This is a genomic window from Castellaniella sp. (assembly GCF_049671645.1).
Taxonomy (GTDB): domain Bacteria; phylum Pseudomonadota; class Gammaproteobacteria; order Burkholderiales; family Burkholderiaceae_B; genus Castellaniella.
The window spans coordinates 205856-227998 of the sequence record NZ_JBATVG010000019.1 but is presented as its reverse complement, the minus strand read 5'-3'; the positions used below and the strand labels follow the sequence as shown (position 1 = coordinate 227998).

The following is a 22143-nucleotide window of genomic DNA, read 5'->3' as shown; positions in this document are numbered from 1 at the left end:
TCTGATTTACGTTCCCCGCCAGAGCGAAGCGGCCGCCGCGATTTCCGGGGTACACCGCATGTCTCTTCGTCGGCAGGAACGTGCAGGGGGCCGGGGGCACTGTTGGAGCTTACTCGTCCACTTCCGGCGCAGCCGCCGAGTCGCGACCTGTGCCCCCGGCCCCCTGCACGTTCCTGCGAGATGTTCCAACCCGTGCGCATTGGTCCCCGTGAAATCAATACCCCAGATAATGCGGCAGCCACAGCGCAATCTGCGGGAACAGCACGACCAGAACCAGGGTGCACAGCATGCCGCCGACCAGCCACAGCACCCACGGCACCGTGCTTTCCATCGGAATCCGGGCGATCTTGCTGGACACCATCAGATTGACGGCCACAGGCGGCGTGAATTGCCCCACAGCCACCATCAGCGTCAGCACCACCCCCAGCCAGACCAGATCCCACTGGAACGCCATGGCCACCGGCTGGATCAGCGGCACGAAGATCAGGAAGATCGAAATGCCGTCCAGGAACATGCCCGCCACGATCAGCAGCAGAATCAGCAGCGTCAGCACCCCGTACTGCCCCAACCCCGAATGCACGATCGCGTTGGTGATCGGGTCGATGATCGACAGCGTGGACAGCGACCAGGCGAAAATCCCCGCCAGCGTCACGATCATCATGATGACCGCCGACAGCTCGCCCGCCTCGCGGAGGATCGGGAACAGATCGCGCCAGTGCATGGTCCGATGGATGAACGTGCCGATGAACAGCCCGTAGAACACGGCGACCACGGCGGCTTCCGTGGGCGTGAAATAGCCCATGCGCATGCCGCCTAGGATGATGACCGGGGCCGCCAGGCCGGGGATGGCCTCGAACAGGCTGCGCCAGAAGGGCGGGCGCGGTTCCCTGCGGGCTGCGGCCCCCATGTTGTGGCGCCGCGCCAGCCAGACGGAAGGAATGATCAGCCCGATGCCGGCCAGGATGCCGGGCAGCATGCCGGCGGCGAACAGCGCCGGGACGGACGCCTGCGGCACCAGCACCGAATACACGATCATGGCGATCGACGGCGGGATCAGGATATCGGTGGCGGCGCCGGCCGCGACCACGCTGGCCGAATAAGCGGGCGGGTAGCCGGCGCGGTTCATGGCGCCGATCATGATGGCGCCCACGGCGGCGGCGCAGGCCGGGCCGGACCCGGAGATCCCGCCCAGGAACATGGCCACGGTGATGGCCACCAGGGCCAGCATGCCGGGGCCGTTGCCGGTGATCGACTGCGCCAGGCGCACCAGGCGCGCGGCCACGCCCGACCGGTCGAAAATCGAGCCCACCAGCACGAACATGGGGATGGCCAGCAGGGGGTATTTGGCCAGCCCCGCGTAGAAGCTTTGCGACACCGCCATCAGGCCGAACCAGTGGGTGTCGGGGTTGGCCAGCGCGATGGCCAGGGTGCCGGCGCCACCCAGGGCGACGCCCACCGGCACGCCCACCGCCATCAGGATGACGAACAGCGCGAACAACAGGGTGGCGATCATCGGATGGTTTCCCAGGTGCGGCGCACCATGCCCGCCAGGCGCAGGGTGATGATGGCGGACAGGAACGGCAGCCACATCGAATACCACCATGTCGGCACGCCGATGGCCGGCGATGTGTCGCCCCAGTTGAACTCGTCCAGGGCCATGCGCCCCAGCATGACGGTCAGTCCGGTGAAAAACAGCAGGCAGATACTGTCCGTGGCCAAGGCGAAACGCCGCTGGCGGGCGGGTGAGCCGCCATCGGCCAGCAGTTCGATGCGGATGTGCAGGCGGCGCACGAAGGCGGAAGATCCCGCGCTCATGGTCAGCACCACCAGCAGGAAAATGGAGATTTCCTCGGTCCAGGCGAAAGATTCATCGGTCAGGTAGCGCACGATCACGTTGGCCATCGTGATGCAGGCCAGCGCGCCCAGGCTGAGCACCGTGAGCCAGTCTTCGAAGCGCAGGGAAATGCGGGTGGGCGGGTCGGCCGGCGCCGTGTCGGGAGAGAAAGAGGACGGGACGGGTACGGGATCGTCGGGCATGAGATCAGAGGATGTGATGGAAGTCGAACAAGCCGCGACGCGCAATGGCGCGTCGCCAGGTTGTCTGGATCACAGATACCTCTGCATCCTACAGCGGAATGGCGGGTTTGCCAGTCCGGGACATCCCGTGGTGCCGGTCTGTCGGAGGGATGGCGGGGTAGGCCATGCCATGCAGGGCCTAGAGTGTACAGAACCTGGGCGGGCGGCGGGCCGGCGCATGAAAAGGGATACACTCGAAGATTGTTCCCGATTCTTTCGTTCAGGCCCTCTCGTGAATGCTCCAAGCCCTGCGCCCCTGCACGCTACCGCCCCCGCTCCCCGATCCGCCGCCGGCCGCAATGGCGCGGAGGTCTTGCTGGATACGCTGATTTCCCTGGGGGTGGACACGGTCTTCGGCTACCCCGGCGGGGCGGTGCTGCCGCTGTACGACGCGCTGTATGCGGAACCGCGCATCCACCACGTGCTGGTGCGCCACGAACAGGCGGCCATGCATGCCGCCGAGGGTTACGCGCGGTCCACCGGGCGTCCGGGCGTGGTCTTCGTAACCTCCGGGCCGGGCATGTCCAATACCACCACGGGATTGCTGGATGCGCTGTGCGACTCCATCCCCGTGCTGTGCATCAGCGGTCAGGTGGCCACCAGCGCCATCGGCACCGATGCCTTCCAGGAGTGCGATGCGGTGGGTATTTCCCGCCCGGTCACCAAATGGAATGCCCAGGTGCGGCGCATCGAGGATGTGGCCGACCTGGCGGCCAAGGCCCTGCGCCTGACGAAATCAGGACGCCCCGGGCCGGTCCTGCTGGATTTCCCCAAAGATCTGCAGATGGCTTTGGTGCCGCCGGACCATACGGCGCCGGAGGCCGAACCTGATGCGGGCGTGGAGACCTTGTCGCCCGCCACCGAGGCTGCCATCAAGCGGGCCGCCGCCCTGATCGCCAAGGCCCGCCGGCCGGTATTCTATGGGGGGGGCGGCCTGATCAATTCCGGTGTGGACGCCTGCCATGCCTTCCGGTCCCTGGTGCAGGAAGCCGGAGCCCCTTGCACGCTGACCCTGATGGGACTGGGCGCCTATCCGGCCGGCGACGCGCAGTTCCTGGGCATGCTGGGCATGCATGGCACGCTGCAGGCCAATCTGGCCATGCACCACGCCGACCTGATCATCTGCGTGGGGGCGCGGTTCGATGACCGCATTACCGGGCGCCTGTCGGACTTCTGCCCGCACGCCGACAAAATCCATCTGGACATCGATCCGGCGTCCATCAACAAGGTCGTGCGCGCCGATGTGGCGCTGGTGGGCGATTGCTATCCCCTGTTGCGCGCTTTGCACAAGGAATTGGGCCGCTACCCGCTGGAATCCGCGCGCCTGGATGAATGGTGGCAGCGCATCGGGGTCTGGCAGGCCCGCGACTGCCTGCGGGTCGAGCCGTCCGACGACGTGATCCTGCCCCAGGACCTGATGCAGCGTGTCAACCGCCTGCTGGCGGGGCGCGACGCGGTCGTGTCCACCGACGTGGGCCAGCACCAGATGTGGGCGGCGCAGTACATCCAGCTGGATCGCCCGAATCGTTGGTTGACCTCGGGCGGGGCGGGCACCATGGGCTACGGTCTGCCGGCGGCCATCGGGGCGCAGGTTGCTCATCCGGACAAGCCCGTGGTCTGCATCAGCGGGGATGCCTCGGTGCTGATGAACATCCAGGAACTGGCCACCGCCATGCAGCATCGGGCGCCGGTGAAACTGGTCCTGTGCAACAACGGCCACATGGGCATGGTGCGCCAGTGGCAGGAACTCATTCACGAAGGGCGCTACAGCCACAGCTATAACGCCTCGATTCCCGATTTCGTCGCCCTGGCCAAGGCCTTTGGCTGGGGCGCCGCCCGGGTAGACCATCCACGCGACCTGGATGCGGCGCTGGCGGCCTGCATGGCGCACGACGGGCCGTACTTCCTGGACGTCGCCGTCGTGCCGCTGCAGAACTGCTTTCCCATGATGCCGGCCGGCTACGGCCACCAGCAGGTCATGCTGTCCGAAGACACCTGGTACGTGGAAGAATAAGGTCGCTCTGCCGGGCCGTCCGGGCCTTTATACGCAGCGCCCGCCGTCCACTTCCAGGCAGGCGCCCGTGATGAACGAGGCCTCGTCCGAGGCCAGATACAGGCAGGCATTGGCCACGTCTTCGGGGGTGGAAAACCGCCCCAGGGGGATGCCGGCCGTGAATTTGGCCCGGTTTTCGGGGGTGTCCGGCACACCCATGAATTCGCCCAGCAGCCCTGTGGCGCCGACCACCGGATTGACGCAATTGACGCGGATGCGGTCAGGCCCCAGTTCGGCCGCCATGGACCGGCTGGTAGTGACGACAGCGCCCTTGGTGCCGTTGTACCAGGTCAGGCCTGGACGCGGCCGGATGGCCGCGGTGGATGCGATGTTCACGAAGACGCCGCCGCCGCGCTGGCGGAAATGCGGAACGAAGGTCTGGGCGCTCAGGAATATGCTTTTGACGTTGATGGCGTAGATGCGGTCGAATTCCGCTTCCGGGACTTCCAGCATGGGCCGGTTGCGGTGAGTGGCGCCGGCATTGTTGACCACGATGTCCACGCCGTCGTAGTGGCCCAGGGTCGTCGTCAACAGATCCCGCATGCTGGCGGCGCTGGCCACGTCCACGTGGACGAACTGGGCCTGGCCCTGATCGGCGCGGATCAGTTCGACCGTTTCCTGGCCGGCGCGATCATTGATGTCGGCGACGATGACCCGGGCGCCTTCGCGGGCGAAAGTGGTGGCGATGCCGCGCCCGAATCCGGATCCGGCTCCGGTCACGATGGCGGTTTTCTGATCCAGGCGCATGGTGTCTCCTTGGGGGGTGTCCATAGGGTGGCGGCCCAGGCGCACGCGCCGGGGCTGCCCGGTTGCAATGAGTGGCGGCCTATTCGACCACGCCGTGGCGGATGGCGATGGTTTTCAGGGCGGTAAACCCCAGCAGGGCCTCGAAGCCTTTTTCCCGGCCGTAGCCGCTGGATTTGACCCCGCCGAACGGTAGTTCCACGCCGCCGCCGGCGCCGTAATTGTTGATGAACACCTGACCGCAGCGCAGTTGCCGCGCCAGCCGTAGCTGGCGGGCCCCGTCGCGCGTCCAGACCCCCGCGACCAGACCGTAGGGGGTGTCGTTGGCCAGCGCCAGGGCCTCGGATTCGGTGCGGAAGGACTGCGCGACCAGGATCGGCCCGAAGATTTCTTCCTGCACCAGCGTGCTGTCCCGGGGGACGTCCCGAAACAGCACGGGAGCCTGGTAATAGCCCTGGGCCGGGGCGCCTGGCGCGATCTGGCCTCGGGCGGCCTCGGTCAGGCCTTCCGCCTGGGCGGCGGCCAGGATCTGGCGGACGCGCTCGAACTGCTTCTGATTCACCAGCGGCCCCAGGTCTGGGCTGCTGGAGGCCGGCCCCGCCCGCAGGCTGCGGAAGCGTTCCGCCAGGCGGGACAACAGGGTTTCGTAGCAGCCTTCCTGCACCAGCAGACGGCTGCCGGCGGAACAGGTCTGGCCGCTGTTCTGGATGATGGCGTTGACGATGACGGGCAGGGCGGCGTTCAGGTCGGCGTCGTCAAAGACGATCTGCGGCGATTTGCCGCCCAGTTCCAGGACCGCCGGACAGTGGTGGCGGGCGGCGGCTTCCGCCACGCGCTGCCCGGTCACGGTGGAACCGGTAAAGGAAATGTGATGGATGCCGGGATGGGCGCAGAGGGCGGCGCCCGCCTCGTGCCCGTAGCCGGTGACGACGTTCAGCGCCCCGGCCGGAAAGCCGGTGCGGGCGGCCAGTTCCGCCAGGTACAGGGTGGACAGGCTGGCGTCTTCGGCGGGTTTCACCACGCAGGCGTTGCCCGCCGCCAGGGAGGCCCCCACGCTGCGCCCGAAGATCTGCACGGGGTAGTTCCAGGGGATGATGTGGCCCGTCACGCCGTGGGGTTCGCGCACGGTCATGACCGTATAGCCGGTTTCATAGGGCAGGGTGTCGCCGTGCAGCTTGTCGCAGGCCCCGGCGTAGAACTCGAAATAGCGGGCCAGGGCCAGCACGTCGTTGCGGGCGGTATGCAGCGTCTTGCCGGTGTCGCGGGCCTCGATGCCGGCCAGTTCGTCGGCGTGCTCCAGCACGGCGCGGCCCCAATCGGCCAGCAGCCGCCCCCGGTCGCGGGCGCAAGTACGCGCCCATGGGCCGTCCAGGTGCTCTCCCATGGCGGTGTGCGCAGCCCGAACCGCGCGGTCGATGTCGTCCGCCGTGCCTCGCGCGACCTGATCGTAGACCAGCCCGTCCGAAGGATCGATGACCGGGATGGTCTGCCCGTCGGTGGCGGGGGCCGGGGCGTTGGCGATGAAGTGATGAGCGGGCATGGCGGCATTCCGTGAAAGAAGGATCAGATGCGCGGGCGGCGGCCCCGGTGCGGGTCTGCGGCCATGGCTCTAGCCTAGCGGATTTTTGGGCCATGCGGTAGTGCGGGAACAGTCGCCCGGGCGTGGCGGCGGCGCGTGGGCGCCATGCCGCCGGATACGATCCTGCCGTGCTTTACAACTGCACTTGCGCCGAACCGATGCCCTCGAAGGTGACGAGCACGCGCTCGCCCGCTTGGGCCTCCAGAATGCCCACCCAGGTGCCGGTGGTGACGACGGTGCCCGCCGGCACGACCTGGCCATGCCGGGTGGCGTGGCGCAGCCACGCAGGCAGGCACCAGGCAGGCGATCCCATCGGGTGGGTGCCGCGCCGGTCGACCGCGGGCCGGTCGCCGATTTCCACGCGGCAGGCTTGCCGCGCCCAGTCGAGGGCCTGCCAGGGACGCCATTCCCCCAACACCAGGGCGCCGTGGCATTGCAGGTCGGCCAGGCGCATGAGCGCGGGGGCCTTCATGCATTCCTGCCAGCGCGAGTCCACGATTTCGATGGACACGGTCATGGCGTCAAGCAGCGCGCTCGCGCTGGTTTCGTCCAGCGTCTCGGCGGTGGCCTGGTCGATGTCCCGGCCAAGGCGCAATGCCACCTCCGCCTCGATGCCCCGCTGGTGAAAGGGAAACGCGCCCGCCGCGGCCGGGCTGTTCCAGACGCCGGCCGGCGGCAGCGGCGCGTGCGTCAGCGCGGTTTCGCGGTTGGGACCGCCGGATTTCCAGCAGCCCGGGACGTTGGCGCCGAACCAGTCGAATTCGTGAGCGACGGCGGCCTGCACGGCATAGGCCTGGTCCGTCGTGGAGAGCGCGCCGTCGTATCCGGCGGCAGCGGCGGCCTGGCCCTGGCGCCGCGCCAGGATAATCGCGTCGATGACGGGTTGCAGGGATGTTCGCGATGAGGGGGAAAGCGTTGTGGAAGGCATATGGCTAAGGGTTCCGGAGTGAGAAACGGGAAAACGGGAAGGCGATTCACATCGCTGTCAGAGATCCGGCCAGCGGTGCGCCCAGGGGGCAGCGGCCTCGTAGGCTTCGCCCAGGTCCAGAAGCTGGTCGTCGGCGCCGAACCGCCCGATCATCTGGATGCCGATGGGCAGTCCGCTCGCCGAGGGGGCTGCCGGCACGGCCAGCGCCGGCAGCCCGGCCGCATTGACCCAGCCCGTGAAGACCGCATGGCCGCGCGGGCCGACTTCCCGGCCGTCGATGACGGCGGGGTAGGCTTCCCGGGCGGGCCAGGGCAGGGCGGCGGCAGCGGGCGTGATCAGTACATCGTACTGCTCAAATGCCCGGATGCAATCGCGCCGCAGGGTTTCGATGTCTTCCAGCACCGCCCACAGGCGCGCCGCGCTGAGCCGCGCGCCCTGGTCGGCCAGGGTGTGATATTTCGTCGAGGCCCGCGCGCGCCATTGCGGAAAGCGCTCGAACAGGCGCGCCACGCCCGCCTGTCCGATGATCGGCCAGGCTTGGGTCATGAACGTCAGATCCAGCGGCATGGCGCCTTCGCCGACATCGTGCCCCAGCCCGCTTAGCACGTCCATCGCGCGGCGGCAATGGCTGGCGATTTCCGGGTCGACGGGCGCGTCGTCCAGGGTCGGCACGTACAGGATGCGCAGGGTTTTGCGGCGCGCCATCTGGCGGCCCGCCTCGGCGGCGCTCAGGGAGCTCCGGTCCGAGGCCCTCGGCCCGCGCAGCACTTCGAACATGGCGCGCGCATCGGCCACTGTGCGGGCCAGCGGGCCCGCAACCTCCAGATCGAGCAGCAAGGAGGGCAGGCCCCCGCCGCGCGCGATGGAGCCGATGGATGGTTTCAGTCCCACCAGCCCGCAGTGGGATGCGGGCCTGCGGATGGACCCGCCGCCGTCGGTGCCCAGCGCGAGCGGCGTCACGCCCGCCGCCACGCCCGCGACCGCGCCGCCGCTGGAGCCGCCGGGCGTGAGCGCTGTGTTCCAGGGGTTGACCGTCGCGCCGAACAAGGGGTTGTCGGTATAGCCTTCGAGGGCGAATTCCGGCAGATTGGTCTTGCCGACGAACAGGGCGCCGGCTTCCCGCAGGCGCGCCACGGGCATTTCATCGGCATCCGGCCGGTGATCCCGCAGCGCGGGAGAGCCCCACGTCGTCGGCTGGTCGCCTGTCTGCAGATTGTCCTTGATGGTGACGGGAATGCCGTCCAAGGCCGACAACGGACGGCCCGCCGCGTGGCGTTCCGTGGCGGCCTGCGCCTCGCGCAGCATGGCCTCGTCGCGGCGGGCAATGACGGCGTTCAGACGGGGGTTCACGGCGTCCAGGCGCTGCAGGCATGCCCTGGCCGCCTCGGCAGGCGTCAGCGTGCCCTGGCGATATCGCCGGCTGAGTTCCACCGCCGACAGGCGCCAGATTTCGGACGGTTCGTTCATATATGCCTCCTGGGTGCTACATGTGCGCCGGCAGCCAGGTGGCCAGTCCGGGGACGGCCAGCAGCAGCAGCGTGAACAGGATCATGATGACGGCATAGGGCACCGCGCCGTAGATTGCATCCTGAATCCCGCCATTGTCCGGGCGGATGCCGTGGACGACGAACAGGTTCATGCCGACCGGCGGAGTGATCATGCCCAGCTCGCACACCAGCACGATGAAGATGCCGTACCAGATGGGATCCACGCCCAGCGCCATCGCGATCGGATAGGTGATGGGGATCGTGGCCACCTGCATGGACAGCACGTCCATGAACATGCCCAGGATCAGGTAGAACACCAGCAGCGCCAGGATCAGGCCGGTGGCGGAGAAGCCCAGGCCCACCACCCACTTGGTCATGGATTCGGCCACGCCCGTCAGGCTGATGGTCAGGTTCAGGATGAAGGCGGCGACCATGATCAGCAGGATCATGCCGCTGATGCGCGCGCTGGAAATGAAGCAGTTGCGCATCAGTTCCCAGCTCATCTTGCCGGATTGCCAGACGAAGAACAACGCGGCGATGACGCCGAGCGCCGCGCTTTCCGTGGTCGTGGCGATCCCCAGATACAGGCTGCCCATGACCACGCCGAAGACGATCGCGGGCGGGATGAAGTGGCGCAGCAGGCGGATGCGTTCGCCCAGGGGCACTTTTTCTTCCCGCATGGTTTCCTTGTTCCACAGCGCGGAGCCGGCGATGTAGAGCATGAAAATCAGGGTCAGCAGGATGCCGGGGATGATGCCGGCGATGAACAGCTTGCCGATGGAGTTGCTGGTCAGGGACCCATAGACGATCATGTTGAGACTGGGCGGGATGAGAATGCCCAGCGTGCCGCCGGCGGCCAGCGACCCAAGCGACGAGCGCATGGAATAGCCGCGCGCCTGAAGCGAGGGCAGCGCGACCGTGCCGACCGTGGCGGCCGTGGCCACCGAAGACCCCGATGTGGCGGCGAACAGGGCGCTGCTGCCGATGTTGGTGTGCAGCAGGCCGCCGGGCAGGCGGCCCAGCCAGGCGGCCAGCGTGGTGTACATGCGGTCCGCGATGCCCGAGCGCAGCAGCAGTTCGCCCAGCAGCACGAACAGCGGGATGCAGGTGAGCAGGTTGTCGTTCTGGACGCCCCACACCACGGGCGCGATGGAATCCAGGAACGGCGCGCCGTAGGCGGCGATGCCGCCCACGATGCCTACTGCGGCCATCGATGTGACGATGGGCAGGCCCAGCAGCATCATCGCCAGCATGGCGGCGAATCCCAGTGCAATCATGGCAATACTCATGATGAGGCCTCCTGCTGGCGCTTGGCCAGATCGTCCAGCTCTTCCTTCACCTCTTCTTTCACGCTCTTGGGCGAGAACTCGCGCAGCAGCCTGGCCTCGTCGCCGCACAGCAGCATCCGGAGGGCGCGCAAGCCGTACACGGTGCTGATGGCTGCGAACGCCCCCAATGAGATGAGCCAGGCCGTCTGCGGGTAGATCAGCGGCGTGGCCCAGGGCGTGGGCGCGGTGCTGCCGTAGGTCGTCGTGTCGATCAGCACCTGGATCGCGGTCCAGCCGATGAAAAGGCCGAAGGCGGACAGGCTGAGGATCGAGAGGGCATTGAGCCAGGACTGCATGCGCTTGGGAAAGAAGTCGTGGAATACGTCGACGCGGATGTGGGTGCGGCCGATCAGGGCGAGGCTGAAGGCCAGCGTGGAACCGACAGCCAGCGCGTAGCCTCCCAGTTCATCCGCTCCCTGGAGCGAGAAATTGAAGACCTTTCTGGAGATGGTCTCGATGGTCACGATCACGGACAGCGCCAGGAAGATGATCCCGAACAGCGTGCCGAGCGCGGCCTCGACGCGCTCCATGCGCAGGGCGCGCGGCTGAGGGGGGGCCGCGCCGGCCGCCGGTCCCTGCGCATGAGCGTTGCGGTCCGTGGCCACGAATTGCGGCAGGTTTTTGGATGGGGCGGCGCTCATCATTGGATCCCCACGACCGGGCCGACGGCCGTTTTCCAGCGCTCGATGCAGCCCTTGTTGACCTTGTCGCAGACTTCGGACCAGGCGGGCAGAGACACCTTGGTGACGGCGTCCTTGAGCAGCGCCCGGTCGGCATCGGAGATCGGCACGTCAACCAGCTTGTATTGCTTGCCGGTTTCGCAGGCTCTGCCGGCGTTGCAGTTGACGGCATCCTTGAACAGGGTTTCAGAGTAGACCCAGATGTTGTCCGTCAAGTGGGTCACCGCCTTTTGCAGCGTCGCCTGCTGATCCGGCGACAGTTTCTTCCAGGCCTTCAGGGTCATGGCGTAGCCGTTGATGGCCATCTGGAAACCGATCGCCATCTGGTGCGTGGCGACTTCGGGCCAGCCGGAAGAATTGGCGGAGCTGGGGCCGGTGATGGCGCAGTCGACGACCCCCAGCGACAGGGACTGGTGCGTGTCGGCGAACGAGATGGGCACGGGCGTGCCGCCGATGGTGTCGATGAATTTGGCCAGGTTCTGGTCATACACGCGGACCTTCAGGCCCTTGATGTCCGCCAGCTGCTTGATGGGCTTGTTGCAGAACAGGATCTGCGGCCCGAATGGAAAGACGCCCAGCAGCTTGACGCCGAACTGCTTCTGCAGGCGTTCATCGGCCTGCGGGTAGAAAGCATCCACGACTTTGCGCGCGGTGGCGTAGTCGGGGTTCAGGCCCACCAGATCGAACCCCAGCAGTGTCGGCTCGTCGCGCGCATTCTGGGGAAAGCGCAGCGATGCGACTTCGAACAGACCGGACTTCAGCACCCGCAGCTCTTCGGTGTCCTTGATGCCCAGCGTGTCGATGGGCTTGTAGTCCATCTCGACCGGCAGTCCGGTGGTTTTGCCGAAATTTTCAAAGAATGGCTGCTCTTGCTTGGATTGGATCAGGCCGGTCGCCAGCGGCTGGCCGATGACCCGGAACTTCAGGGCTTCGGCGGCGGAGGCGCCCGCGCAAAGTCCCGCAGCCAGAGAGGCCGCCGCCATGATGCGTGCATATGTTTTCATCTTTGTCTCCTCGGGGATGGGATTGTGGCGTTTATCGTTATTTCTGTATATAGGAGGTGGTTCGCAGGGTTACTGCGTGCTTTCCAGCGCTTCTTCCCGGCGCGGCGCGGCGGCCGGCGCCGATTCCCGCGGGTGCCGCGCCTGTGGCTTCGCGGTCGTTCGCAGGTGCTTGAGCGCAGCGCCCACACCGTCGGCCTTGAGCTTCACGCCGGACATTTCCAGGCCCATCTGGCAGCCGCCCAGGGTGGCGATCAGCGTCAGGTCGTTGGCTTCGCCCAGATGGCCGATGCGGAACATCCGGCCCTTGAGTTTGCCCAGTCCGGCGCCCAGGGACATGTTGAAGTGCTCGTAGATCAGCCGGCGGACCTGGTCGGCGTCCACGCCCTGAGGCATCATCACGCCGGTCAGCACCGGGGAATGGCAGGCTTCCTCCACGCATTGGGTCTCCAGACCCCAGGCGTTGACGGCGGCGCGGCACGCGGCGGCCAGGCGCTGGTGGCGCGCGAACACATGATCCAGCCCTTCTTCCTGGATCATGTCCAGCGCCTCGGACAGGCCGTACAGCAGGTTGGTATTGGGCGTGTAGGGCCAGTAGCCGGTCTTGTTCATTTCCACGATTTCGTCCCAGGCCCAGAACGAGCGGCCCAGCGTGGCGCGCTCGCTGGCTGCCAGGGCCTTGGGCGAGAGCGCATTGAAACTGATGCCGGGCGGCAGCATCAGGCCCTTCTGTGATCCGCTGATGGTCACGTCCACGCCCCACTCGTCGTGGCGGTAGTCGGCCGAGGCCAGCCCCGAAATCGTGTCGACCATGAGCAGCGCCGGGTGACCGGCCGCGTCGATGGCCCGCCGCACCGCCGCGATATCCGAGGTGACGCCGGTGGAGGTTTCGTTGTGCACCACGCAGACCGCCTTGATGTCATGCCCGGCGTCCTGCTTCAGGCGTGCTTCGATCATGTCGGCCTGCACCCCTCGGCGCCACCCTTCGATGCCCGGCAGGCCCAGGAACTCGGGCTTGAGCCCCAGGCGCTCGGCCATCTTCTTCCACAAGGCGGCGAAGTGACCGGTTTCGTACATCAGTACGGTGTCGCCTTTGTTCACGGTGTTGCTGAGCGCGGCTTCCCATGCGCCGGTGCCCGATGCCGGGTAGATGACGACCGGATGGCGGGTCTTGAAGATCTTGCCGATGTCACCCAGGACTTTGCGGCCCAGCACGCCGAATTCCGGACCGCGATGGTCGATGGTGGGATAACTGATGGCTCGCAGGATGCGGTCGGGGACCGGGCTTGGCCCGGGAATCTGGAGGTAATGGCGTCCGGCGGGGTGGAAATTCAGATTAGGCATTGCGAGCATCTCCTGGTAAGGGAATCAGGGGGGTGAAGGGCGAGGATTCGGATGAGTCCTCAACGTCGTTATACGTTATACAAAATACAATACCAGAAAGATCAGCGGATCTGTTAGTAAGTGATTACCCTAGGAATGTAATTTTGAATATATAATTCAAAAAATGAACACACTTTCTCTCAGCGATCTGAGCGTGACCCGTGACACGCTCCACCAACGTGTCGCCGCCCGCCTGCGTGAACTGCTGATCCAGGGCACGCTCCAGCCGGGCGCCAAGCTCAATGAACGCGAACTCTGCGAAATTCTTGGGGTGTCGCGCACGCCGCTCCGGGAAGCCATCCGCCTGCTGGCCGCCGAAGGGATGGTCGTCCTGGAGGCGGGGCGGGGGGCGTTCGTGCCCGTGCTGACCCGGGAGGACATCGCGGGCGCGTTCGACGTCCTGGCCTCGCTCGAGGGCCTGGCAGGCGAACAGGCTGCACAGCGCATCACGGATGAAGAACTGGCCGAGCTGCGCGCGCTCCAGCATGAAATGCAGGCGGCGTTCGAGCGTCGCGACCTGCCGACCTACTACGGGCTCAATGCGCGTGCGCACGACCTGTTCAGCCAGGCGGCCCGCAATCCCGTCCTGCGCGAGATCTGGGGCCAGTTGAACAGCCGCATGCATGCATTGCGCTTTCGCTCCAACCAGGACGAAACAAAGTGGATGCATGCGCTCAATGAACACGCGCAGATCCTGGCCGCGCTGCAAAAGCACGACGCCGTGGCCGCGCGGCAATTGCTGGAGCAGCATCTGCGCCGCAAGCGCGACGCGGTGCTCGAGCACCTGGCTACGGTTTATCCCAAGACAGCGGCGCAATAGCGCGGCGGCCAGGCGCGGGGCGCCGCGGCGTTGTCGCAGCCCCGCGGCGTGTCATGGCGGCCGCAGCCCTGTGATAACCCTGAGTGCCAAGAGTTTTCGTTGCGACCCGTCGGAACTTCGTGTTAGAACACCTAGGGCCCATGTGTTGTGCGTGGCGCGGCTCCGCGTGGTCGCGGGGGCTGGAAGAAAATCGATATCGGATTTGGGAGACGATACATGTTCCATGGTAAAAAATTAGCGCGGTGGTTCGCGGCTGCGAGTCTGGTCGGCATGACCGCGGCCACGCCGGTCCTGGCACAGACCACTCTGAAAATGGCCTATGCCCTGTCGGAAAACTCGCACTACGGGGCGGGCGCGGCGGCTTTTGCCAAGACGCTGGAAGCCAGCGCGCCGGATTTCAAGATCCAGCAGTTTCCCAACAGCCAGCTGGGCGGTGAACGGGAAGTGATCGAGGGCCTGCAGCTGGGCACCATCGACCTGGCCATCGTGTCCACGGGCGCTACCTTGAATTTCGTGCCGCAGACCGGGGTGTTCGACATCCCTTTCCTGTTCCGCGATCTGGCCCACGCCCGCAAGGTGCTGGATGGCAAGATCGGCCAGGACATGCTGGCTGAATTCCCCAAGCGCGGCCTGGTTGCTCTGGCCTGGGGCGAGCAGGGCTTTCGCCACCTGACCAACAACGTCCGCCCGGTCAAGGAACCCGCCGACATCAAGGGCCTGAAGATCCGCACGACGGAAAACCCGATCCACATCGCCGCGTTCCGCCAGCTGGGCGTGCTGGCTACCCCCATGGCGTGGCCGGAAGTCGCTACCGCCTTGCAGCAGGGCACCATCGACGGCCAGGAAAATCCGCTGTCGGTGATCGTGTCCGTGAAAATGTGGCAGCTGCAGAAGTACCTGTCGCTGACTGCGCACGTGTATGGGCCGGCGCTGGTGCTGATGTCGCCGTCGGTCTATGACGGCCTGTCCGATGCCGACAAGGCCAAGTTCAAGGCGGCCGGCGTGGCCAGCGCCCAGGCCATGCGCCAGTTCGTCGATCAGGTCGAAAAAGAAGGCATCGAGACTCTGAAGGCCAACGGCATGCAGGTCAACACGGTGGACCATGCCGCGTTCGTCAAGGCTGTCCAACCGGTTTATCCGCAGTACTACAAGCAGTTCGGCAAGGAGCTTGTCGAATCCATTCGTGATACGCAGTAAATCCATGAGCGCGCCGGGCCGCCCCACGCGCGAATTCCTCCCTGGGGGGATGAGTCTGGGCGCAGGTCAGTCCCTGCGGACTGGCCTGCGCCTGATGAATCGGAGCGGCATGCAGGCCGCGAGGTGGATAGCGCGTAGCGCCAAGGGGGCATCATGAGCGCGCCGGGCCGCCCCAAGCGCGAATTCCCCCTTGGGGGGACGGCGCGTAGCGCCAAGGGGGCATCATGACCGCGCTGGGTTTGATTGACCGGGGCTTGTCCCGGCTGGTGTCCTGGGTGGCTCAGGGCCTGTTGTGGTCCTCCGTCGCGGCAGGCTTCTATCAGGTCCTGGCGCGTTTCGTGCTGGAATCCCCATCGGCCTGGTCGGAAGCCTGGACGCGCGCTTCGATCATCTGGGCCGTCATGCTGGGCATGGCCCTGGCTTTTCGCCAGGGCGCCATGCTGGGCGTCGATCTGCTGCATAACCTCCTGGCTCCGCGCAAGGCGCGGCTACTGGAACATCTGGTGCTGCTGATCGTGGTGGGTTTCCTGGGCTTCCTGGTCTGGATCGGGGCCGACATGACCTGGCGGGTGCGTTTCCAGATGACGCCCAGCCTGGGGGTGTCGATTTCCTGGATCTATCTGTCCATCCCGGTCGGGGCCTTGCTGGGGCTGTTCGGCGCCCTGGCGTATTGGGCCGAGGACGTCCGCGTTCCCTACGTTGAAACTGTCTAGGAGCCGCCATGTCGCAATTGATGGTTGTCTCCATGCTGCTGTTCTTCGGCCTGACGGTGCCGGTCGCGGTGTCCATCGGGCTGGCCACCATGGTCGGCGTGGGCTTCGACGGGCACATGACCTGGCTGGTGATCGCCCAGCAGCTGTACGCCGCCCTGGATAAATACCCGCTGGTGGCCGTGCCGTTCTTCATCCTGGCCGGCAATCTCATGGAAGAGGGCGGCATTTCCGAGCGCATGGTGGAATTCGCCAAGAGCGTGGTCGGCGGGGTGCAGGGCGGGCTGGCCTGCAGCTGCGTGCTGACCTGCATGATTTTCGCGGCGGTGGCCGGGTCCAGTGTCGCCACGACGTTTGCCGTGGGCGCCATCCTGATCCCCGCCATGGTGAAACACGGCTATCCGGCTCCCTTCGCGGCGTCCCTGCAGGCTTCGGCAGCGGAACTCGGGGTCATCATCCCGCCCTCCATCCCCATGATCCTGTACGCCGTGTCCACGGATACGTCCGTGGGCGAGGTCTTCATTTCCGGGATCGGGCCGGGCCTGCTGATCGTGGTCGGCCTGATGTTCTACGTCTGGCTGTATGCGCGGCGCAATGGCCTGGGCAAGCGCGACGGCGAAAACCGCCTGCCGGTCTGGACTTCGTTCAAGAAAGCGTGGTGGGCGCTGCTGATGCCCGTCATCATCCTGGGCGGCATCTACGGCGGCGTCTTCACGCCCACGGAAGCCTCCGCAGTGGCGGTGGTCTACGCCCTGTTCGTGGGCGTCTTCATCTATCGCCGCCTGACGTTCGCCACGCTGGGGCGCACCTTTCACCGTTCCGTGGTGTCCACGGCCATCATCATGTTCATCATCGCCAACGCGGGGGTGTTCGGCTTCCTGCTGAACCGGGCGGGGGTGCCGATGGCCCTGGGCGAATGGCTCAGCCACCTGTTCGGCAGCGAAGTCACCTTCCTGCTGGGCGTGAACGTGGCCTTGTTCATCATCGGCATGTTCATCGAAACATCCGCGTCCATCGTGGTGCTGGCCCCGCTGCTGCTGCCGGTGGCCACCCAGTTCGGGGTGGACCCGGCGCATTTCGGCGTGATCATGGTGGTGAACCTGGCGCTGGGCATGGTGACGCCGCCCTTCGGCGTGAACCTGTTCGCCGCCTGCACAGTGGCCAAAGTCCCCATCGAACGCCTGATCCGGCCCCTGCTGCCCTTCGTGGGCGTGGTGCTGGCCTGCCTGATGGTCATCACCTACTGGCCGGACCTGTCGCTGTATTTCCGCGATCTGGTGTATCGCTAGAAAGCAGTCCGGCCCCGTTTCCGGGGCCGGACTGAAAGTCTCCAGTAGAGGGTCTTTTGCCGCCGGGCCGCCCCAAGGCAAAAGCCCCCCTTCGGGGGGCAGCAAGCGGCCGCAGGCTGCGTGGCGTGGGGGCTCCCTTTTGCCGCCGGGCCGCCCCAAGGAAAAAGCCCCCCTCGGGGGATGAGCTCGGACGCAGGGCAGTCCTTGAGGACTGGCCTGCGCCTGGCGAATCCGAGCAGCATGCAGGCTGCGAGGTGGACAGCAAGCGGCCGCAGGCTGCGTAGCGTGGGACTCCCTCAGCTTGCCTTGCGGATTTCCTTCAGCTGATCCTGGACCGCCTGCCACAGTTCGGGGCCGACTTCCTTCTTGATCTGCTCGTTGACCGGGGCGATGGCGCCGCGCATCTGCTGGACTTCGTCCGCGCTGACGGTATTGACCTGCATGCCGTCGGCCTTCAATTGCGCCAGGGCCTTGTCGGCTTCCGCGCGGGTGTCCTTGCGCTCGAAGTCGCGGCTGACCTTGGCCGCCTGCATCAGGATGCCGCGCTCGTCGGCGCTCAGGCCGTCCCACCATTTCTTGCTGGCCGTGACGATCCAGGGGCTGTAGACGTGATTGGTGACGCTCAGGTATTTCTGCACTTCGTAGAACTTGCTCGACAGGATGGTGTTGTAGGGATTTTCCTGGCCGTCGACGGTCTTGGTTTCCAGCGCGGTGAACAGTTCCGAGAACGGCAGCGGCACGGCGTTGGCGCCCAGGCGCTGGAACGTATCCAGGAACACATTGTTCTGCATCACCCGCAGCTTCAGGCCCTTGAAGTCCTCGGCGCTTTCCACGGGCTTCTTGCTGTTGGTCAGGTTGCGGAAACCGTTTTCCCAGTAGACCAGGCCGATCATGCCCTTGTCGCTCAGCTTGTCGATGATCTGCTGGCCGGTCTTGCCGTCCAGGACCTGGTCCGCCTCGGCTCCGGAATTGAACAGGAACGGTGTGTCCCAGAGAGCCATTTCGGGTGTAATGCCCACCAGCGTGGCGGTGGAACCGACCATCATTTCCTGGGCGCCGCCGATCAGGGCCTGCTGCATCTGGATGTCCGAACCCAGGGCGGCCGCCCCGATGGCGCGGACTTTCATCTTGCCGCCGGACAGCTTGGCGACTTCGTCGGCAAACACCTGGACGGCGCGGCCCTGGTTGGAATCCTGGTTCAGGCCGTAGCCGAAGCGGATCAGGCGGGTATCGGCGGCGTGGGCCGACAGGCCCAGCGCGCCGGCCGCCAGGGTGGCGGCGAGGAACACGGTTTTCAGTTTCATGGGGAGTCTCCTTGGTGGGGATGGATTGCCGTTTGGGGGCGGTTTTGATCGCTTCAGCCCAGCCAGCGGACCGGGGCGATGACGATCTGGGGGAATGCAATGAGCAGGGCCAGCAGCAGCACGTAGACCAGCAGGAACGGCGCGACGCCCTTGACGACGGATTCCATTCGCACGCCACCCACGCCCGCGACCACGTTCAGCACCGTGCCCACGGGCGGCGTGATCAGGCCCAGGCAGCCGGTGAAGACGAACATGAAGCCGAAATAGATCGGGTCGATGTGCGCTTTCATGGCCAGGGGCAGGCAGACCGGCGCGAAGATCAGAATGATGGGCGTCAGGTCCATGGAAGTGCCGACCAGCAGCAGGAAGACCATCATGCAGACCATGAACAGCGTGGGATGGGCCAGCAGCGGCTGGAACAGCTCCGCGAGCTGATTGGGCAGGTCGGCCAGTGTGATCATGTAGGCGGCCACGGTCGCGGCGCCGCACAGGAACATCACGACGGCGGTCGTGATGCTGGAGGCCACCAGGACTTCGTAGGCGGCCTTCCAGGACAAGGCTTTGTAGATGAAGCGGGACACCAGGAAGGCGTAGACGGCGGCGACCACGGCGGCCTCGGTCGGGGTGAAGACCCCGAAGCGGATGCCGCCCAGGATGATCACCGGCATGAAGATGGCCCAGGTGCTGTCGACAATGACCTGGCGGCGCTCGACGGCGGTGGCGCGGGTGGCCGCGGGCAGTTTGTTGCGGCGGGCCACGATCCGCCAGGCGATCAGCAGCGCGCCGCCCATCAGGATGCCCGGCACGACGCCGCTGACGAACAGCTTGCTGATGGACGTGTTGGTGGTGACGCCGTAGATGATGAACGGCAGCGAGGGCGGGATGATGGGACCGATGATGCCGCCCGAGGCCATCAGGCCCGTGCTGTAGTCCATCGGGTAGTTCTGCTGGCGCATCATGGGCACCAGGATCGTGGCCAGGGCGGCCGTGTCGGCGATGGCCGATCCGCTCATCGAAGCCAGCAGCACGGCGGCGAAGATGGTCACGTAGCCCAGCCCGCCGGGGATATGGCCGACGAAGGCGCGCGCCATGTCGATGATGCGCTGGCTCAGGCCGCCGGCGTTCATCAGTTCGCCCGCCAGCACGAAGAACGGCACCGCCAGCAGCGGGAAATTGTCGAATCCGGCCTGCAGGTTCTGCGCCAGCAGTTGCGTGTTGAAAAAATCCAGTTGCCACATCAGGGCCACGCCGGACACCAGCAGCGCGACGGCGATGGGGATGCCGATGGCCATGGAGGCGAACAGGACGGCAAGGAACAGCAGGGTGGTTTCCATGAGTGGATCCTCGTTCAGCCGCGCAGGCGGTCCAGAATGGCCTGCTTGAAGAGCAGGACTTCCATGGCGGCGGCCATGAACAGCGTGGCGGCGGCCGCGATCGACAGGGGATAGCCGATGACCGGGCTGTGGCTGTGCAGGCCGGCGATCACCTGATCCCAGGCGCCCTTGACGACCATGCCCAGGACGATCGCGCTGATGATGCCGGCCAGCGCGTCCAGGATGAGGCGCGTGCGCGGGCCGACGCGGTCGATGACCAGGTCGAAGCTCAGGTGCCGCTTGTCGTAGGCGGTGACGACGGTGCCCATGCATACCAGCCAGACGAACAGCAGGCGGGACAGTTCTTCGTAGACCACCAGTCCGGTGCCGAAGGCGTAGCGCAGCACGACGTTGCTGAAGACGGCGATGACCATCAGGGCCAGCGTGATGGCCATGAAGGCCTCCGCCGCCTTGCGGATGAGGGGTTTGCGTTCAGGGGAGGGCATGGGGCTTCCTTTGCAGCCAGTCGGTGGCGATATGCAGGATATCGTCCAGGGGGCGTTCGCTGTCCAGATGCAGCAGGCCGGCTTCGTCGTGCGGGGGTTCCAGCGCGGCGAACTGGCTGTCGATCAGCGAGGCGGGGAAAAAATGGCTGGCCCCGCGGCCGGCGACCCGCTGCGCCGCAGCCTCGCGTCCGACTTCCAGCCAGATGAACATCAGGTCCGGGACGTGGGCGCGCAGGGATTGCCGGTAGGCGCGCTTCAGCGCGGAGCAGCTCAGGACCACGCCGTGGGTGGCGTGGCGCGCGAGTTCCCGGCCCAGGGCCTCCAGCCACGACAAGCGGTCTTCGTCGGTCAGGGGGATCCCCGACCGCATCTTGGCGTGGTTCTGGGCGCTGTGGAATGTGTCTCCCTCGATGAACATCCAGCCGTGCCGTCGAGCCAGGATCTCGCCGACCGTGGATTTGCCGCTGCCCGAGACGCCCATGACGACGACGGCCTGCTTGGGTGGAGGCGGCAAGGGGCGCGGCGACGACTGAGATAGCGCTATCTTCTTCATTGAAAAAAAAGAACTCTTCCGTAAAATTGTGTCCGACAATCGGCGCTGAGGGTGATGAAGCGCAAAGATAGCGCTATCTTTATGGCCTCGACATTAGGGAATTCCTGTATGAACGATGATGTGCCCGCCAAGCCGCGACAAATCCCGGCGTCTCGCAGCCGTACCCGCGCGACGGGCCGGGTGACGCTGGCCGACGTCGCCGCCCTGGCCGGAGTCAGCCCCATCACCGCTTCGCGGGTCGTGGCGGGCAAGGCCTCGGTGCGATCGGAACTGGCCGAGCGGGTGAGAGCCGCCGTGACGCAATTGGGTTACCGGCCGGACCCGTCCGCCCGGGCGCTGGCATCGGCCAAGAGCGGCCACGTCGTCGTGTTGATTCCGCTGCTGTCCAACACCTTGTTCACGGAATTGCTGGAATCCGTCCAGAGCGTCATGTGGGACGCAGGGTATCCGATCTTCGTCGGCATCACCCAGTACCAGCCGGCGCGCGAAGCCGCGCTGCTGGAAAGCTATCTGTCCCATCGGCCCGCCGGTCTGATCCTGACGGGGTTCGACCGCAGCGAGGCGCAGCGGCGCTTGATTGCGGACAGTCGCACGCCGTGCGTGCATGTGATGGAGCTGAGCGCGGATCCGACGCTGTATTGCGTCGGTCTTTCCCAGAAAGAGGCGGCGCGGACCGTCGCCCGGCATCTGCTGGATCGGGGACGGCGCAGGATCGCCTTCGTGGGCGCTCAGCTGGATCCGCGCACCCTGGAGCGCGCCGAAGGCTTTCGCAGCGCCCTGTCGGCGGCGGGCTGCCATGATCCCCGCCTGGAGTTCCTGGACGCGAGGCCTTCGTCGGCCGCGTTGGGGGCGGAGGCGTTCCGCCGCCTGGTCACGGAGCATCCCGATCTGGATGGGGTGTTTTTTTGCAATGACGACCTGGCGCATGGCGCGCTGCTGGAGGCTTTGCGGATGGGCGTTCCGGTGCCAGGGCGCGTCAGCGTCGTGGGGTTCAACGACTTGCCCGGCAACGAGCAGATGCTGCCGGCGCTGACCAGCTTGCGCACCCCGCGCCGGGAAGTCGGCGAGGCCGCGGCCCGGATGTTGCTGCGGCTGATTCGCGGCGAGACGGTGGAGACCCCCGTGCTCGACCTGGGCTTTGAATTGAAGGTCCGGGCCAGCAGTTGACGGGTTCGGCGCGGCTTGCATGCCG

Annotated in this window: 20 protein-coding genes; 6 read left to right on the top strand and 14 right to left on the bottom strand. The window is 66.2% G+C overall.

Translation table 11 applies throughout. The annotated features are described in order from the left end of the window. Nucleotides 1-214: 214 nt before the first annotated feature. Both WBG56_RS09535 and WBG56_RS09530 read right to left on the bottom strand, forming a co-directional pair. On the bottom strand, nt 215-1513 hold the full coding sequence (locus WBG56_RS09535) for a TRAP transporter large permease (protein ID WP_424267622.1): 1299 nt from the start codon (nt 1511-1513) through the stop codon (nt 215-217). Then, on the bottom strand, nt 1510-2037 hold the full coding sequence (locus WBG56_RS09530) for a TRAP transporter small permease (protein ID WP_424267620.1): 528 nt from the start codon (nt 2035-2037) through the stop codon (nt 1510-1512). The genes WBG56_RS09535 and WBG56_RS09530 overlap by 4 nt, the downstream gene beginning before the upstream one ends. Before the next feature lie 295 nt (nt 2038-2332). On the opposite strand from WBG56_RS09530, the gene ilvB reads away from it, so the two are divergent. After that, nucleotides 2333-4090: a biosynthetic-type acetolactate synthase large subunit gene (ilvB, locus tag WBG56_RS09525; protein ID WP_424267866.1), complete on the top strand. Its 1758-nt coding sequence runs from the start codon at nt 2333-2335 to the stop codon at nt 4088-4090. 27 nt (nt 4091-4117) lie between these two features. Here the strand turns inward: ilvB and WBG56_RS09520 are convergent, their stop codons facing one another. From WBG56_RS09520 to WBG56_RS09485, 8 genes are all read right to left on the bottom strand, one after another. After that, the gene (locus WBG56_RS09520) at nt 4118-4876 is read right to left on the bottom strand and encodes an SDR family oxidoreductase (RefSeq protein ID WP_424267618.1); all 759 of its coding nucleotides are present in this window, start codon (nt 4874-4876) and stop codon (nt 4118-4120) included. Between the two features lie 79 nt (nt 4877-4955). Continuing rightward, nucleotides 4956-6413 (bottom strand): aldehyde dehydrogenase family protein, encoded by a 1458-nt coding sequence (locus WBG56_RS09515; protein ID WP_424267616.1) that lies wholly within the window; start codon nt 6411-6413, stop codon nt 4956-4958. Between the two features lie 172 nt (nt 6414-6585). Further along, nucleotides 6586-7380: a fumarylacetoacetate hydrolase family protein gene (locus WBG56_RS09510; protein WP_424267614.1), complete on the bottom strand. Its 795-nt coding sequence runs from the start codon at nt 7378-7380 to the stop codon at nt 6586-6588. Between the two features lie 57 nt (nt 7381-7437). After that, the gene (locus WBG56_RS09505; protein WP_424267612.1) at nt 7438-8847 is read right to left on the bottom strand and encodes an amidase; all 1410 of its coding nucleotides are present in this window, start codon (nt 8845-8847) and stop codon (nt 7438-7440) included. A gap of 16 nt (nt 8848-8863) precedes the next feature. Beyond that, nucleotides 8864-10156 (bottom strand): TRAP transporter large permease, encoded by a 1293-nt coding sequence (locus WBG56_RS09500; protein WP_424267610.1) that lies wholly within the window; start codon nt 10154-10156, stop codon nt 8864-8866. Next, entirely contained in the window at nt 10153-10839 is a 687-nt protein-coding gene (locus WBG56_RS09495; RefSeq protein ID WP_424267608.1) for a TRAP transporter small permease subunit, read from the bottom strand. Before WBG56_RS09495 ends, WBG56_RS09500 begins: the two co-directional genes overlap by 4 nt. Further along, entirely contained in the window at nt 10836-11879 is a 1044-nt protein-coding gene (locus WBG56_RS09490; protein WP_424267606.1) for a TRAP transporter substrate-binding protein, read from the bottom strand. The genes WBG56_RS09495 and WBG56_RS09490 overlap by 4 nt, the downstream gene beginning before the upstream one ends. A gap of 69 nt (nt 11880-11948) precedes the next feature. After that, nucleotides 11949-13220 carry a pyridoxal-phosphate-dependent aminotransferase family protein gene (locus tag WBG56_RS09485; protein ID WP_424267604.1) on the bottom strand — a complete coding sequence of 424 codons (1272 nt, stop codon included), beginning with the start codon at nt 13218-13220 and terminating at the stop codon, nt 11949-11951. A gap of 163 nt (nt 13221-13383) precedes the next feature. Between WBG56_RS09485 and WBG56_RS09480 the strand changes: the two genes are divergently transcribed. The 4 genes from WBG56_RS09480 (at nt 13384) to WBG56_RS09465 (ending at nt 17275) form a co-directional block, all read left to right on the top strand. After that, nucleotides 13384-14079 (top strand): GntR family transcriptional regulator, encoded by a 696-nt coding sequence (locus WBG56_RS09480; protein WP_424267602.1) that lies wholly within the window; start codon nt 13384-13386, stop codon nt 14077-14079. 216 nt (nt 14080-14295) lie between these two features. Beyond that, a complete protein-coding gene (locus WBG56_RS09475) occupies nt 14296-15276 on the top strand; it encodes a TRAP transporter substrate-binding protein (protein ID WP_424267600.1) in 981 nt (326 codons plus the stop codon). 224 nt (nt 15277-15500) lie between these two features. After that, a complete protein-coding gene (locus tag WBG56_RS09470; protein WP_424267598.1) occupies nt 15501-15989 on the top strand; it encodes a TRAP transporter small permease in 489 nt (162 codons plus the stop codon). 8 nt (nt 15990-15997) lie between these two features. Continuing rightward, nucleotides 15998-17275, top strand: a complete 1278-nt coding sequence (locus tag WBG56_RS09465) for a TRAP transporter large permease (protein WP_424267596.1) — start codon at nt 15998-16000, stop codon at nt 17273-17275. 296 nt (nt 17276-17571) lie between these two features. Here the strand turns inward: WBG56_RS09465 and WBG56_RS09460 are convergent, their stop codons facing one another. From WBG56_RS09460 to WBG56_RS09445, 4 genes are read right to left on the bottom strand one after another with little or no spacing between them, the layout of a single operon-like run. Continuing rightward, entirely contained in the window at nt 17572-18579 is a 1008-nt protein-coding gene (locus tag WBG56_RS09460) for a TRAP transporter substrate-binding protein (protein WP_424267594.1), read from the bottom strand. A 53-nt stretch (nt 18580-18632) separates the two neighbouring features. Continuing rightward, the gene (locus WBG56_RS09455; protein WP_424267592.1) at nt 18633-19913 is read right to left on the bottom strand and encodes a TRAP transporter large permease; all 1281 of its coding nucleotides are present in this window, start codon (nt 19911-19913) and stop codon (nt 18633-18635) included. A 14-nt stretch (nt 19914-19927) separates the two neighbouring features. Continuing rightward, on the bottom strand, nt 19928-20398 hold the full coding sequence (locus WBG56_RS09450) for a TRAP transporter small permease (protein WP_424267590.1): 471 nt from the start codon (nt 20396-20398) through the stop codon (nt 19928-19930). Beyond that, nucleotides 20385-20951, bottom strand: a complete 567-nt coding sequence (locus WBG56_RS09445; RefSeq protein WP_424267588.1) for a gluconokinase — start codon at nt 20949-20951, stop codon at nt 20385-20387. Before WBG56_RS09445 ends, WBG56_RS09450 begins: the two co-directional genes overlap by 14 nt. A gap of 108 nt (nt 20952-21059) precedes the next feature. Between WBG56_RS09445 and WBG56_RS09440 the strand changes: the two genes are divergently transcribed. After that, nucleotides 21060-22118, top strand: a complete 1059-nt coding sequence (locus tag WBG56_RS09440; RefSeq protein ID WP_424267586.1) for a LacI family DNA-binding transcriptional regulator — start codon at nt 21060-21062, stop codon at nt 22116-22118. Nucleotides 22119-22143 lie beyond the last annotated feature (25 nt).

Bases quoted from the DNA above. Each gene is read 5' to 3' on its own strand.
- WBG56_RS09470 (WP_424267598.1), top strand. From the start codon at position 15,501: ATGACCGCGCTGGGTTTGATTGACCGGGGCTTGTCCCGGCTGGTGTCC.
- WBG56_RS09465 (WP_424267596.1), top strand. From the start codon at position 15,998: ATGTCGCAATTGATGGTTGTCTCCATGCTGCTGTTCTTCGGCCTGACG.
- WBG56_RS09445 (WP_424267588.1), bottom strand. From the start codon at position 20,951: ATGAAGAAGATAGCGCTATCTCAGTCGTCGCCGCGCCCCTTGCCGCCT.
- WBG56_RS09480 (WP_424267602.1), top strand. From the start codon at position 13,384: ATGAACACACTTTCTCTCAGCGATCTGAGCGTGACCCGTGACACGCTC.
- WBG56_RS09475 (WP_424267600.1), top strand. From the start codon at position 14,296: ATGTTCCATGGTAAAAAATTAGCGCGGTGGTTCGCGGCTGCGAGTCTG.
- WBG56_RS09485 (WP_424267604.1), bottom strand. From the start codon at position 13,220: ATGCCTAATCTGAATTTCCACCCCGCCGGACGCCATTACCTCCAGATT.
- WBG56_RS09500 (WP_424267610.1), bottom strand. From the start codon at position 10,156: ATGAGTATTGCCATGATTGCACTGGGATTCGCCGCCATGCTGGCGATG.
- WBG56_RS09510 (WP_424267614.1), bottom strand. From the start codon at position 7,380: ATGCCTTCCACAACGCTTTCCCCCTCATCGCGAACATCCCTGCAACCC.
- WBG56_RS09505 (WP_424267612.1), bottom strand. From the start codon at position 8,847: ATGAACGAACCGTCCGAAATCTGGCGCCTGTCGGCGGTGGAACTCAGC.
- WBG56_RS09440 (WP_424267586.1), top strand. From the start codon at position 21,060: ATGAACGATGATGTGCCCGCCAAGCCGCGACAAATCCCGGCGTCTCGC.
- WBG56_RS09455 (WP_424267592.1), bottom strand. From the start codon at position 19,913: ATGGAAACCACCCTGCTGTTCCTTGCCGTCCTGTTCGCCTCCATGGCC.
- WBG56_RS09450 (WP_424267590.1), bottom strand. From the start codon at position 20,398: ATGCCCTCCCCTGAACGCAAACCCCTCATCCGCAAGGCGGCGGAGGCC.
- WBG56_RS09535 (WP_424267622.1), bottom strand. From the start codon at position 1,513: ATGATCGCCACCCTGTTGTTCGCGCTGTTCGTCATCCTGATGGCGGTG.
- WBG56_RS09495 (WP_424267608.1), bottom strand. From the start codon at position 10,839: ATGATGAGCGCCGCCCCATCCAAAAACCTGCCGCAATTCGTGGCCACG.
- WBG56_RS09520 (WP_424267618.1), bottom strand. From the start codon at position 4,876: ATGCGCCTGGATCAGAAAACCGCCATCGTGACCGGAGCCGGATCCGGA.
- WBG56_RS09530 (WP_424267620.1), bottom strand. From the start codon at position 2,037: ATGCCCGACGATCCCGTACCCGTCCCGTCCTCTTTCTCTCCCGACACG.
- WBG56_RS09460 (WP_424267594.1), bottom strand. From the start codon at position 18,579: ATGAAACTGAAAACCGTGTTCCTCGCCGCCACCCTGGCGGCCGGCGCG.
- WBG56_RS09515 (WP_424267616.1), bottom strand. From the start codon at position 6,413: ATGCCCGCTCATCACTTCATCGCCAACGCCCCGGCCCCCGCCACCGAC.
- WBG56_RS09490 (WP_424267606.1), bottom strand. From the start codon at position 11,879: ATGAAAACATATGCACGCATCATGGCGGCGGCCTCTCTGGCTGCGGGA.